Source organism: Pseudomonas sp. HR1, from assembly GCF_030175875.1.
GTDB lineage: Bacteria > Pseudomonadota > Gammaproteobacteria > Pseudomonadales > Pseudomonadaceae > Chryseomonas > Chryseomonas oryzihabitans.
The window spans coordinates 338,641-352,649 of sequence record NZ_JASNRF010000002.1; the positions used below are offsets into that span (position 1 = coordinate 338,641).

The following is a 14,009-nucleotide window of genomic DNA, read 5'->3' on the forward strand; positions in this document are numbered from 1 at the left end:
ATGTCCCTGACCGCTTTCGCCCTGCGCCGGGGTCGCCTGGTGCTCTTTGTCGCCCTGGCCCTGCTGCTCGGCGGTCTCTATGCCTTTCTCGGCTTTCCCTCCCAGGAGGAGCCCAGCGTCACGGTGCGCGACGCCCTGGTCAGCGTCGCCCTGCCCGGCCTGCCCAGCGACCGGGTGGAAGAGCTGCTGGCCAAGCCGCTGGAAGACCGGCTGCGCGAATTGCCCGAACTCAAGACCCTGGTGACCACCCTGAGACCCGGCCAGGCCATCGTCCAGCTCACCGCACGGGACGAGATCACGGACCTGCCGGCGCTCTGGCAACGGGTGCGCAACAAGGTCGCCGAGGTGGCGCAAGAGCTGCCCGAAGGCACCCAGGGGCCGGTGGTGGACGACGACTTCGGCCGGGTGGCAGTGGCGTCCATCGCCGTGACCGCGCCCGGCTTCAGCCCGAGCGAACTGCGCAGCGAAGCCGAACGGCTGCGTCGGGCGCTCTATGATCTGCCCGGGGTGGATCGCATCGCCCTCTATGGCCTGCAGGAAGACCGCGTCACCCTCGAACTGGACGCCACCGCCCTGGCGCGGACCGGTCTTTCGCCCCAGGCCCTGCTGGCGCAGCTGCGGGCGCGCAACGCACTGGTCAGCGGCGGCAGCCTGCGCCAGGGCGACCGTGCGCTGAGCCTGGCCATCGGCGGCGAACTGGCCGATCCCGCCGCGCTGCGCGCCGTGCCGATCCAGCTGGCCGACGGCCGCGCCGTGCCCCTGGCCGAGCTGGCCCAGGTGCGGGTCGAACCCGCGCAGCCGGTGCGCAGCGCCGCCTTCTATCGCGGCGAGCGCGCCCTGGTGCTGGGCATCGCCATGACCCCGGGACGCAACGTGGAAGCCTTCGGCGCTGCGCTGCACGACCGGCTCAAGGCCCTGGAGGCCAGCCTGCCCGCCGGGTTCGCCCTGCACCGGGTGACCTTCCAGGCCGAGGTGGTCCATCACGCCATGGCGCGCATGCAGCACGTGCTGATGGAAACCATGGTGATCGTCATGGCGGTGGTCATGCTGTTCCTGGGCTGGCGCCTGGGCCTGATCGTCGGCGCCATCGTGCCGCTCACGGTACTGGCCACCCTGCTGGTCATGCGCGCCCTGGGCATAGAACTGCAGACGGTGTCCATCGCCGCGCTGATCCTGGCGCTGGGACTGCTGGTGGACAACGGCATCGTCATCGCCGAAGACATCGAACGGCGCCTGCGCGCCGGCGAGGACCGCCGCGCCGCCTGCGAGGCCGCCGGCCGGACCCTGGCCATCCCGCTGCTGACCTCTTCGCTGGTGATCATCCTGGCCTTCTCGCCGTTCTTTCTCGGCCAGACCAGCACCAATGAATACCTGAGGTCCCTGGCCGTGGTGCTGGCGCTCACCCTGCTGGGCTCCTGGGCGCTAAGCCTGACGGTGACGCCGCTGCTCTGCCTGCGCCTGGTGCCGGATCCCACCCATACCGGCGCCAGCACCGACAGCGCCCTGCACCGCGGCTATCGCCGGATGCTGGAAGCCCTGCTGCGGCACCGGCTGGCCTATCTGCTGGCCATGCTCGGGCTGCTGGTGCTGGCCACCCTCAAGGTGCTCAGCCTGCCCTACGACTTCCTGCCGCCTTCGGATCGCAATCAGTTCCAGATCCCCGTCCAGCTGGAACCCGGCACCTCGGCCGAGCGCACCCTGGACCTCATGCAGGGCTTCAGTCGCTGGCTGGGCGCGGATGCCGATATCGTCGAGAGCATCGGCTACGTCGCCGAGGGCGGTCCGCGCATCGTGCTGGGGCTCAATCCGCCGTTGCCCGGTCCCAATGTCGCCTATTTCACCGTGACCACTCGCCCGGACGCCGATCTCGCCCAGGTCATGGCCCGGGTCGGCGCCGAGCTGGCGCGCGGCTATCCCGAGGTGCGCGCCCAGCCCAAGCGCTTTTCCCTGGGCACCACCGAGAGCGGCCTGGCGGTCTATCGCCTGAGCGGACCGGACGAGGCGGTCCTGCGTCAGCTGGGCAGCGATCTTGCCGACCTGCTCGCCGCCGTCCCCGGGACCCGCGACATCCAGGACGACTGGGGTCCGCGGCTGCTGCGCTATCAGGTCGAGGTCGACCCGGCCCGGGCCCGCGCCGCCGGACTCGACCGGCGCGACCTGGCCCAGACGCTGCAACTGGCCGGCGACGGCCTGAGCGGCGCCCGGTTGCGCGATGGCCAGTATGCGGTCGAGATCGCCGCGCGCAGCCCTGCCCCTGACGGCGATCCAGGCAGCCTGCTGGTCTATCCCCAGGGCGGCGGCGCGCCGCTGCCGCTGGGGGCGGTGGCCCGGATCGAGCTGGCCAGCGAGGCCGGGGTCAAGGTCAGACGCAATCTGCAGCGCACCCTCACGGTCAGCGCGCGCAATCCCGGCATGACCGCCGCTACCCTGGTCGCCACCCTCGCGCCCCAGTTGCCGACCCTGCAGTTGCCGCCCGGCTACCGCCTGGAGCTGGGCGGCGAGAGCGAGGATTCCGCCGCCGCCAACGACGCCCTGCTGCGCTACCTGCCGCTGGCCGCCGTGGCCATGCTGCTACTGTTCCTCTGGCAATTCGACTCCTGGCGCAAGGTGCTCATCATCGTTGCCAGCATCCCCTTCATCCTCATCGGCGTGGCCCTGGCGCTCTGGCTGAGTGGCCATCCCTTCGGCTTCATGGCCACCTTCGGCCTGCTGTCTCTGGCCGGCATCATCGTCAACAACGCGGTCTTGCTGCTCGAACGCATAGAAGCCGAACGCCAGGCCGGCAAGCCCCTGATCCCGGCGCTGCTCGACGCCGCCGGCGAGCGCCTGCGGCCGATCATCATGACCAAGCTGACCTGCATCCTCGGTCTCATCCCGCTGATGCTCTTTGCCGGTCCCCTGTGGACGGGCATGGCCATCAGCATGATCGGCGGCCTGGCCCTGGGCACCCTGGTGACCCTGGGGCTGATCCCGGTGCTCTATGGCTTGCTCCATGGGCGCCGTTAGCGGGCAACCGGGCGCGAGAAGGCGCCGCTTCGCTGGCGCAAAGGCGGGGTGACGTTATGCTGGTAGGGATCCGGCGCCACCCGCTCCTGTGGCCGCCCCTCGCCCCGATGCCCCCGCCCGGGCACCGCCAAGGACTCTCCCATGACCAGACTCCAGTCCCCATCGGAGGCTGTCGCGCTTCCCCCGCTCATCGTGATCGGCGCCTCCGCCGGCGGCATCACCGCGCTGCAGCAGCTGTTCGAGGCCATCGGCACCCAGTTGCCCTTCGCCTTCGTCGTGCTGCAGCATCTACCGCCCAGCAGCTCCAGTGGTCTGCGCAGCCTCCTGCAAAACTGGTCAGCCATGCCGGTCGAGACGGCCGCGAGTGACACCCACCCCAAGCCCGGCACTGTCCATCTGCCCTCGCCCGCCGCCATCCTGACCCTGGAAGACCAGCGTTTTCACACGCGCCCAGCCGAAGGTGGGCAGCGAAGGCCGGAAACCGACGCCATCGATGCCTTCCTGGAGAGCCTTTCGCCGCAGGCGGCCGCCCGTACCGTCACGGTGATCCTGTCCGGCAGTGGCATGGACGGCACCGCCGGGGCTATCCACATCCGCCAGTGCGGGGGCACGGTCATTGTCCAGGATCCGCTGACGGCCGCCCATCAGGGCATGCCCAACGCCATCGCCCAGCGCGGTCTGCATCATCTGGCCCTGCCCATCGCCGCTATCGCGCGCTATCTGATCGGCTGCGCCGCGCCGGAGTACCGCTGGCCGGAGCCCACGACCCAGCCGACCTCCCTGGCAACGACCCTGGAGCAGATCCTGGAGCTGATCCGCCGCCAGGCGGCGTTCGACTTCAGCGGCTACAAGACGTCCCCCCTGCTCTGGCGCATCCAGCAGCGCATGGATGTACGCCGGGTCTGGGCCTTCGGCGACTATGCCGCGCTGCTGGAGGACGACCCCGCCGAGCTGGTGGCCCTGGTCAAGGGCATCCCTATCCATGTCACCGAATTCTTTCGCGATCCGGACGCCTGGGACGTACTCGGCGAAGAGGTGCTGCTGCCGCTGCTGAAGCGTCCGGCGACCGAGCCCCTGCGCATCTGGATCCCCGCCTGCTCCACGGGGCAGGAAGCCTATTCGATGGCGATGTTGCTCGACGAACTGCGTACCGCCCATGGCTGCACCACCGGAGCCCAGCTGTTCGCCACCGAGCCGGCCCCGGAGATGCTGGCCCAGGCCAGCCGTGGCGCCTATCGCGGCAGAGAGCTGGCGACGCTGTCACCCGCACGTCTGGAAAGATTCTTCTATGCCGTCGATGGGGCCTATCGGGTTCGGCGCTCCTTGCGCGAGCGCATGGTCTTCGCGGTCCAGGACCTGCTGCTCGACCCACCGTTCGCCGCGATGGATCTGATCAGCTGTCGGAATCTGCTGATCTACCTCGAACCCGAGACCATCGACTTCGTGCTGCAGCTATTGCACGGCGCGCTACGGCCTGGCGGCTATCTGCTGCTGGGCAAGAGCGAGGCCTATCCCCTGCATCGCTTCGGCTTCGAACCCGTGGCCCTGCGCTGGAATCTCCATCGCAAGGCAGGGCCCTTGCCGGGCCCGCCGCCCACCCTGCCCCGGCGACGATCCGGCCGGACAGCGCGCGCCCTCGAAGCCGAGCGCACGGCCCTCGAACACTTCGAGCTGCCGTCGGTGCTGATCGACGTCGAGGGGCAGGTGCTGCGCCTGTACGGCAACACCGAGGCCTTTCTCGGCCTGCCGGTCGGCGAACCGAGCTACCGACTGCTCGATCTGGTGCCCCGCCCCTGGGTCGCCACCCTGCGCCATCACCTCACCGGCGCCCTGCACGGTGGCGAGCCAACGCTGGTCGCGGGCTTGCCGGATCGCTTCGACGCCACCTTGAGCGTCACCTTGCGCATCACGCCCCTGGATGGTCCGGGTCAACAGGATCAGGTGTTGGTGTCCTTCATCCGTCAGTCAGGGAGCGCGGGGACACCCGCGTCTCCAGACGTTTTCGATGACACCCGGGTGGTAGAGGAAGCGGACTGGCGTGAAGCGATCCGCCTTTCGCAGGAAGAGCTCGAAGCCTCCCGCGAGGAGCTGCAGGCGCTCACCGAAGAACTCAAGGCCTTGAACAACGAACTCAAGGACACCAACGACCAGCTGCAACTGAGCAACGAGGACCTGAACCGGGCGAACGACTCGCTGCAGGACCATATCGGGCAGTTGCAGATGCAGCGGCGGGTCCTGTCCTCAGGCGCCGTGATGACCCTCTGCCTGGATGCCGAGCTGAAGATCCTCTGGTTCACCCCGGCCATGACCGACCTGCTGCCGCTGCAACAGGCCGATACCGGGCGGCATGTGCGTGACCTGGTACCGAAATTCCAGGATCCCGAGCTGTTCGAGGACATTCGGCAGGTGTTGCAGGATGGCGAGCCCCGCACGGCGGTGGTGCAGTCCCGGGACAGCCGCTGGTTTTTGCGGCGAATCTACCCGGATACGGGCAATCCGCGAGCCGTCGCCGGTGTCGCCGTCACCTTCGCCGATATCACCCTGCGCACCCAGGCGGAGCTGGCACTGCGTGAACGCGAACGCCAGCTGAAACGCAGTCAGCAATGGCTCACCGCGCAGAAGGACGCCTTCCAGTCCGCCATGAGGGGAGAAGGCCTACGCCGGTCGCTGGGCATTCTGATCCAGGCCCTGATCGCCGAAGCGGGTGATCAGCGCCGGTGCGCCTTCTTTCTCTCCAAGAGCACGGGTCTGAGCCATGTGGTGGGTATGACGGAGCGCTACGCCCGGGACGTGGAGGGTTGCCCGATCTCCCTTGATTCGCTGGCCTGCGGGCTGGCCATCGCGCTGGGTGAGCCGGTCATCACCCGCGATGTGCTGGAGGAGCCGCTCTGGGAATCCCGGGCGTGGATGGCACGTCAATACGACTTCCGTGGCTGCTGGTCCTTTCCGGTCAAGACTGCGGACGGTGAGAGCCTCGGTTCCCTGGCGATTTATTTCCAACATCCCCGACTGCCGGATGCGATGGATCTCGAACTGGCCGCGGCCTTCACCCACACCGCGGCGATCATCATCTGGCGGCACCTGCAACCGGATGGCGAGGCCGTGACCAGCGGCATCGACACCGGGCTGGCAGAGCCCTGATACCGCCCACTCAGGTGGTGGCGCCCAGTTGCCAGGGGACGAATTCGTTCTGCCCGTAGCCGTGCAACTCGCTGCGGCTGCGCTCCCCCGAAGCCAGCGCCAGCAGGCGCTCGAAGATGAAGGCGCCCCGCTCTTCCAGGGTGGTGCTGCCGTCCACCAGGCCCCCGCAGTCCACGTCCATGTCGTCGCGCTGGCTCTCCCACAGCCGGGTGTTGGTGGCGATTTTCAGCGACGGCGTCGGTGCGCAGCCATAGGCCGAACCCCGGCCGGTGGTGAAGGCGATCAGGTTGGCGCCCCCCGCCACCTGGCCGGTGGCCGAGACCGGGTCGTAGCCAGGGGTGTCCATGAACACCAGGCCCGGGGTGCGCACCGGCTCGGCGTAGCCATAGACCGCCATCAGATCGGTGGAACCGGCCTTGATCACCGCCCCCAGGGATTTTTCCAGGATGGTGGTCAGGCCGCCGGCCTTGTTGCCCGCCGAGGGGTTGTTGTCCAGGCTGGCGCCGAAGCGGGCGCAGTAGTCCTCCCACCAGCGGATGCGTTCCACCAGGCGCTCGCCCACTGCCGGGCTGGCAGCGCGCCGGGTGAGCAGGTGTTCGGCGCCGTAGATTTCCGGCGTCTCCGAAAGGATGGCAGTGCCCCCGGCGGCCACCAGCAGGTCCACCGCCCGGCCCAGGGCCGGATTGGCGCTGATGCCGGAGTAGCCGTCCGAGCCGCCGCATTGCAGGCCGAGGATCAGATGCCGCGCACTGACCGGTTCGCGCTGCACCGCATTGGCCGCGGGCAGCAACGCCTCGACCGCGGCGATGCCACGGGCCACGGTGGCGGTGGTGCCGCCGCTGTCCTGGATATTGAGGGTCTGCAGTCCCGCATGCTCGGCGAGGCCCTGGTCGGCCAGCAGTGAGGGGATCTGGTTGGCTTCGCAGCCGAGGCCGATGAACAGCACGGCGGCGAAGTTGGGGTGGGCCGCATAGCCGCCCAGGGTGCGGCGCAGCACCGCCATGCCCTCGCCCTGGGTGTCGATGCCGCAGCCGACGCCATGGGTCAGGGCGACCACGCCGTCGACGTTGGGATAGGGCTCCAGCGCCGCGGGACGGACGTCGCGGCGGAAATGGTCGGCCACCGCCCGGGCCACCGTGGCCGAGCAATTCACCGAGGTGAGGATGCCGATGTAGTTGCGGGTCGCCACCCTGCCATCCGGGCGGACGATGCCGAGAAAGCTGCGCTCGATGGGCGCCGGGGCGCCACGCGCCTCGATGCCGAAGGCGTGTTCGCGGGTGAAGTCGCCCATGGCCAGGTTGTGCACGTGCACATGGCTGCCGGCGACGATGGCCGCGCGGGCGAAGCCGATGATCTGGCCATAGCGGCGTACCGGCGCACCTGCGGCGATGGCGCGCACGGCGACCTTGTGCCCAGCGGGCACCGGTTCGCGGACCTGCACGCCCTCCTCCGGCAATTCCAGGCCGGGCACCAGCGCCTGGCGGGCGATGAGCACATCGTCTAGCGGGTGCAGACGCAGGGTGGCGCGGGCAGCGGCCGCGGCGCCGCTGCGGGTGATCAATTCCATAGGGGTCTCCATGTCAGCCTTCGAATTTGGTCTGGACCACGCCTGAGGGGTGCCTGATAGCTGCAGATCCGCATCAGCCCCGCTCCTCTTCCAGTTGCCGCACGGCCTGTTCCACACCGCGCAATTCCGCCAGGCCCTTGAGCCGGCCGATCAGCGAATAGCCCGGATTGGTCCGCCGCCCCTGGTCATCCAGCAGCTGATGACCATGGTCCGGCCTCATGGGCAGGCGCGCTCCGCCTGCGCGTGCGCGGCGATGCTCCTCGCGCACCAGTTCGCGGATCACCCCGACCATGTCGACGTCGCCATCCAGATGATGGGCCTCGTGGAAGCTGCGCGGATCCGCCTCGCGCCGGGTCGCCCGCAGGTGGACGAAATGGATGCGCGGCGCGAACTGGCGGGCCATGGCCACCAGGTCGTTGTCGGCGCGCACGCCATAGGAGCCGGTGCAGAAGGTGAGGCCGTTGGCCGGGCTCGGCACAGCATCCAGCAGCCACTGGGCATCGGCGGCGGTGGAGACCACCCGGGGCAGACCCAGCAGCGGTCGCGGCGGATCGTCCGGATGCACCCCCAGGCGGATGCCCACTTCTTCCGCCACCGGCACCACCGCCTGGAGAAAGGTCGCCAGGTGCTCGCGCAGCTGCGCGGCGTCGATACCGGAATAGGTGGCCAGCAGGGCCCGCAGGTCGGCCACCGTGTAGCCCTCCTCGGCGCCCGGCAGACCGGCGATGAGGGTGCGCACCAGTTCCTCGCGCCCGGCGTCGTCGAGCCCGGCGTGATAGCGGCGCGCCCGTTCGATCTCCGCGGCGGTGTACTCGGCCTCGGCGCCGTCGCGCTGCAGGATGCAGAGATCGAAGGCGGCGAAGGCGTCCTGATCGAATCTCAGCGCCCAGCCGCCGTCGGGCAACCGATGGGCCAGCTGGGTGCGGGTCCAGTCGAGCACCGGCATGAAGTTGTAGCAGACCACGTCGATGCCGCACTGGGCGAGGTTGCGCAGACTCTGGCAGTAGTTCTCCAGATAGCGTTCGCGACCCGGCAGGCCGCGCTTGATGTCTTCGTGGACCGGGATGCTCTCCACCACCGACCAGGACAGCCCCGCCGCCTCGATCAGCGCCTTGCGCTCAGCGATGGCGGCCACCGGCCAGACCTCGCCATTGGCGATCTCGTGCAGCGCCGTGACGATGCCGGTGGCCCCGGTCTGGCGGATGTCGGCGAGAGAGATGGGATCGCGCGGGCCGAACCAGCGCCAGGTGTGTTCCATGTCAGACTCCTTGCTCGGTCAGATCGGCGATGGCCGCTTCGATACCCGCCGCGGCGATGCGCGCGTGGGCCCGTTGCACCGCGGCGCGAAAGACGGGGTGCGCGGCCAGGTCAGGGGGAAAGACCTCGGCCAGCGCCAGCACGGCGTCCACCCGCGCCGCGCCCGTAGGCAAGGCGGCCAGGGTGGCGCGCAGGGGATCGTCCAGCGCCTCGCCCTCGCCTTCACCATAGTGGATCCAGGCCGCCACGCCGAGGGCGGTGCAGGCCGGATCACCGCCCTGCTCCAGCAGCTGCCGGGCGCCCAGCAGCCAGCGTTGCGGCAGCTTCTGCGAGCCGTCCATGGCGATCTGCCGCAGGCGGTGCTGCAGGGCATCGTTGCGGAAGCGCGCGACCATCGCCTGGGCATAGCCCGGCAGATCCACGCCTTCCGGCATGTCCAGGGTCGGCGCCGCCTCGCGACTCATGTAGCGGTGCACCAGGGCCGCCAGGCGTTCATCGGCCATGGCCTCGGCCACGGTGCCGTGACCGGCCAGGCTGCCGACATAGGCCAGCAGCGAATGGCTGCCATTGAGCAGGCGCAGCTTCATGGTCTCGAAGGGACGGACGTCCGCCACCATCTGCACCCCTTCATGTTCCCAGTCCGGGCGCCCTTGCGGAAAGCGGTCCTCGACCACCCACTGACTGAAGGCCTCGCCGACCACGGCGGCCGGGTCATCGCAGCCGAGATCGCGCAGCCGCGCGAAGGCGGCTTCGTCCATGGCCGGGACGATGCGATCCACCATGCTGCAGGGAAAGGCCACCTCGGTAGCGATCCAGGCCGCCAGCCCGGCGTCCTGGGCCTCGGCCAGGGACACCACCGCCTGGCGGGTCCGCTGGCCGTTGTCCGGCATGTTGTCGCAGCAGAGCACGGTGAAGGGCGCGATGCCGGCCGCCCGGCGCCGGCGCAGGCCTTCCACCAGCAGCCCCGGCGCGGTGCGCGGCGCCCGCGGTTCGGCCAGGTCGTGGACGATGCCGGGATCGTCGCGGCGCAGCGCGCCGCTGGCCGGACTCAGGCAATAGCCCTTTTCCGTCACCGTCAGGGTGACGATGCGCACCCCGGGATCGGCCAGCCGGGCCAGCAGGGCCTCGCGCCCGGCCCCGCCGTCGCCGGCGTAGAGCACCTCGCGCAGGGCGCCGATCTCGCGCAGCACCCCTTCGCGCCGGTTGCGGTATTCGGCCACGTGATAGCGGCCCTGCTGGGCGCTGAGGGTCTCCACCAGCGCCCGCCCCGATCTGAGGTTGGCACTGCACAGGCCCCAGGCGCCGCCGCCATGGCGGGCCAGGTTGCGCTCCAGGTAGACCGCCTGGTGGGCGCGATGGAAGGCGCCCAGGCCCAGGTGGACGATGCCGATGGCGGGCACCGGATAGCGCGAAGGAATACGTTCGAAATCGCTCATCGGGCGCCTCCAGTCGCCAGCGCGGCAGGTGCGTCCGCCGGCCGCTCGGCCAGCGGCTTGACGAAGCGCGCCACGCACAGCGAACCGATCACGGTCAGGGCCCCGGCCAGCAGGAAGGCGCTGGTGAAGGCCCCGGTGAATTGCACCAGGTAGCCGGTCACCGCCGGGCCGATGATGCCCGAGGTGTTGGCCAGGAAGTGCATGAAGCCGCTCACCCCGCCCACCCGCGCCGCCGGCACCGTGTCCTGGATGATCGCCCAGTAGATGGCGCCGGTCAGGTAGAGGAAGAACACCGAGAGCGCCACCAGGGCCACCGCGGCATAGAGGGTGCTGACCAGGCCGGCCACGGCGATGCACAGGGCGCAGGCCAGCAGGCAGGTCACCAGCACCACCTTGCGCGAGAACATCAACCGGCCGGTCTTGCGGAACACCCAGTCGGACAGATAGCCGCCCACCGCCAGGCCGATGAAGCCCAGCACCCAGGGGATCACCGTGGCGATGCTCATGTCCTTCACGTTGAGGCCATAGGCCTGGATCAGGTAGCTGGGAAACCAGGTGAGGAAAAAGAACAGGGTGTAGTTGTAGGCGAAGAACGCCAGGGCGGTGAAGAGCACCGTGGGCTGGCGCAGGTAGTACTTGAGCGGCCTGACCTCGGTGTCCACCACGGCCACGGCGCGCTCCTCGGCAGCGAGGTCGGCGGCCAGCTGGCCGGTTGGCTTGTCCTTGATCCAGAGGTACCAGACCACCGCCCAGACGAAGCCGATCAGCATGATGACGACAAAGGACACCTTCCAGCCGTAGGCCACCGCGATCACGCCGACGATGGGGCCGGAGATGGCGCCGCCCAAGGGGGTGCCCGACATCGACAGGCCCAGGGTGCGGCCGCGGTTGTGCGGCGCGTACCAGTTGTTGACCATCTTGCTGGTGGAGACGCTCAGGGGCCCCTCGGCCATGCCGAACAGCACCCGGATCACGATCAGCGCGGCAAAGCCCGAGGCCAGCACCGTCAGGCCGCTGAACGCCGACCAGAGCACCATGGCCAGCAGCAGCGTGGTCTTGGCGCCATAGCGGTCGGCGGCCCAGCCACCGATGAAGTTGAACGCCGCATAGCCGACGAAGAAGGCGCTGAACAGCAACCCCATCTCGCCGGCGCTGAGCGCGAAGTCCTTCTGGATCAGCGGCGCCGCCACCGACAGCGCCGAGCGATCCAGATAGTTGACGACCCCCGCCAGGAACAGCATGACGAGTACCAGTCCACGACCTTGTCCAGCCATTTGTTACCTCCCGCTCATTGTCTTTATTCGGTAAGGCATCGCAGCGGCGCCCCTCGGGGAGCCCGTGTTGTCAGGCGTTGCCACCCCATTGCACCAGCACCTTGCGGGTCTGCTCGGGGTGCCTTTCGATCAGCTCGATGGCGCCCGGCATCTCCTGGCTGGCCACCTGGTGGCTGATCAGCGCCGCGGCATCCAGCCGGCCCGTCGCCAGCAGCTCGATGACCCGCGGAAAGCGGCCGTTGTTGAGCCGCGAGCCCACCAGCGTCAGTTCCTTCTTGATGATCTCCAGCTGCACCAGCTCGCTGGGCGTGGCGCTGAAGCCCAGCAGGCCGATGCGCCCGGCCGGCGACGCAAGCCGGACGATCTCCGGCAGCAAGGCTGGATGGCAGGCGGCGTCGACGATCAGCGGCACGCCCTCGCCGCCGGTGGCTTCGCGCATGGCCGCCTCGACATTGGTCTCGCGACCATTGAGGGTGCGGGTCGCGCCCAGGGTCCGGGCGGTGGCCAGGCGATCGTCCAGCACATCGGTCACCGTGATGTCGGCGATGCCCAGTGCCCTGGCCATCTGCACCAGGGTCAGGCCGATCACGCCGGCGCCGTAGATCAGCAGGCCATCGCCGGGCAGGAACTGCATCCGCTCCAGCACATTGAGGGCGATGCTGTAGGGCTCGACCAGGGCGGCCTGGGCCAGCGGCAGACCGGGCGGCAGGCGATGGGCGTTGCCGGCGGGTACGCAGACCTCTTCGCTGAAGCCGCCATCGCGGTGCACCCCAAGCACCTGCAGGCGACTGCAGACATTGGGCCGGCCGATGCGGCAGGGATAGCAGCTGCCGCAGGCGATCACCGGATCGACGCAGACCGGATCGCCCACCGCCAGGCCGCTCACGCCCTCGCCCACCTCGCGCACCACGCCGGCGAACTCGTGGCCGGTGACGCGGGGAAAGCGCACGAAGGCGTTCTGCCCATGGATGATGTGCATGTCCGAGCCGCAGATGCCGGCATAGGCCACTCCGACGCGGACCTCACCGGGCGCCAGCGTGGGCACCGCGACCTCTGCGATGCTGAATTCGTGGGGCGCTCTGACCTGAAAGGCTTTCATCCTGGACTCCTCCTTCACCAGTGCCACAGGGTGCCATCCACCAGCCGGTTCACCGGCAGGCTGGCGCGTTTGTACGGATAACGGGCGGCGAGGTCTTCATCGATGTCCACGCCGTGGCCGGGCACCTCGCCCGGGGTGAAATGGCCATCGTCGAAGCGATAGGCATGGGGAAAGACCTCCTCGATGCGCGCCTCGTGGGGCATGTGCTCCTGGATGCCGAAGTTGGGCACCCAGCTGTCGAAGTGCAGTGCCGCGCCCATGCACACCGGCGACAGGTCGGTGGCGCCGTGGAAGCCGGTGCGCACCTGGTAGAGCGCGGCCAAATCGGCGATGCGCCTCATGTGGGTGATGCCGCCGGCATGCACCAGGGTGGCGCGGATATAGTCGATCAGCTGCTCCTGGATCAGCTCGCGGCAGTCGTGGATGGAATTGAACACCTCGCCCACCGCCAGCGGCGTGGTCGTGTGCTGGCGGATCAGGCGGAAGGCCTCCTGGTTTTCCGCCGGGGTGCAGTCCTCCAGCCAGAACAGGTTGTATTCCTCGACCCTCTTGCCCAGCCGTCCCGCCTCGATGGGCGTCAGCCGGTGGTGCACGTCGTGCAGCAGGTGCAGGTCGTCGCCAAAGCGCTCGCGCACCGCGGCGAACAGCTTGGGCACGTGATTGAGGTACTTGGCGGTGTCCCAGACGTGCTCGGCCGGCAGGTCGCTGTCGGCCGGCTCGTAGCGCTCGCCCTCGCGCTTGGCCACGCCGTAGGTGGTGGGAATGCCCGGCACCCCGCACTGCACCCGCACCGCGCGATAGCCCTGCTCCACATGGCGGGCCACCTCGTCCAGGCAGCTCTCGATGTCCTTGCCGGTGGCGTGGCCATAGACCATCACCCGCTCGCGACTCTTGCCGCCGAGCAGCTGGTACAGCGGCATACCGGCGGCCTTGGCCTTGAGATCCCAGAGCGCCACGTCCACCGCGGCGATGGCGGTCATGGTGACCGGTCCGCGCCGCCAGTAGGCGCCGCGATAGAGGTACTGCCAGATGTCTTCGATGCGATGGGCGTCGCGACCGATCAGCGCCGGCAGCACGTGCTCTTCCAGGTAGGCCACCACCGCCAGTTCGCGGCCGTTGAGGGTGGCGTCACCGAGGCCATAGAGGCCTTCGTCGGTGACGATCTTGAGGGTGACCAGGTTGCGACCGGGACAGGTGACGATGACGCGGGCTTCGGTGATCTTCATGGC

8 protein-coding genes are annotated in these 14,009 nt (G+C 69.1%); 2 read left to right on the top strand and 6 right to left on the bottom strand.

What is annotated here, in order from left to right:
- Both QKY98_RS08905 and QKY98_RS08910 read left to right on the top strand, forming a co-directional pair.
- Positions 1-3,006, top strand: coding sequence for an efflux RND transporter permease subunit (locus QKY98_RS08905; protein WP_284670715.1), 3,006 nt, complete (start codon positions 1-3; stop codon positions 3,004-3,006).
- A gap of 141 nt (positions 3,007-3,147) precedes the next feature.
- Positions 3,148-6,147 carry a chemotaxis protein CheB gene (locus tag QKY98_RS08910; protein ID WP_284670716.1) on the top strand — a complete coding sequence of 1,000 codons (3,000 nt, stop codon included), beginning with the start codon at positions 3,148-3,150 and terminating at the stop codon, positions 6,145-6,147.
- A gap of 10 nt (positions 6,148-6,157) precedes the next feature.
- Here QKY98_RS08910 and QKY98_RS08915 read toward each other — a convergent pair whose 3' ends face one another.
- The 6 genes from QKY98_RS08915 to manD form a co-directional block, all read right to left on the bottom strand.
- Positions 6,158-7,714: a UxaA family hydrolase gene (locus QKY98_RS08915; RefSeq protein WP_284670717.1), complete on the bottom strand. Its 1,557-nt coding sequence runs from the start codon at positions 7,712-7,714 to the stop codon at positions 6,158-6,160.
- 73 nt (positions 7,715-7,787) lie between these two features.
- Positions 7,788-8,972 carry a mannonate dehydratase gene (gene uxuA / locus QKY98_RS08920; RefSeq protein WP_284670718.1) on the bottom strand — a complete coding sequence of 395 codons (1,185 nt, stop codon included), beginning with the start codon at positions 8,970-8,972 and terminating at the stop codon, positions 7,788-7,790.
- Position 8,973: 1 nt separating this feature from the next.
- Entirely contained in the window at positions 8,974-10,407 is a 1,434-nt protein-coding gene (locus tag QKY98_RS08925) for a mannitol dehydrogenase family protein (protein ID WP_284670719.1), read from the bottom strand.
- On the bottom strand, positions 10,404-11,681 hold the full coding sequence (locus tag QKY98_RS08930; RefSeq protein WP_284670720.1) for an MFS transporter: 1,278 nt from the start codon (positions 11,679-11,681) through the stop codon (positions 10,404-10,406). The genes QKY98_RS08925 and QKY98_RS08930 overlap by 4 nt, the downstream gene beginning before the upstream one ends.
- A gap of 70 nt (positions 11,682-11,751) precedes the next feature.
- Entirely contained in the window at positions 11,752-12,780 is a 1,029-nt protein-coding gene (locus tag QKY98_RS08935; protein ID WP_284670721.1) for a Zn-dependent oxidoreductase, read from the bottom strand.
- Positions 12,781-12,794: 14 nt separating this feature from the next.
- On the bottom strand, positions 12,795-14,006 hold the full coding sequence (gene manD, locus QKY98_RS08940; RefSeq protein WP_284670722.1) for a D-mannonate dehydratase ManD: 1,212 nt from the start codon (positions 14,004-14,006) through the stop codon (positions 12,795-12,797).
- Between the last annotated feature and the right edge of the window lie 3 nt (positions 14,007-14,009).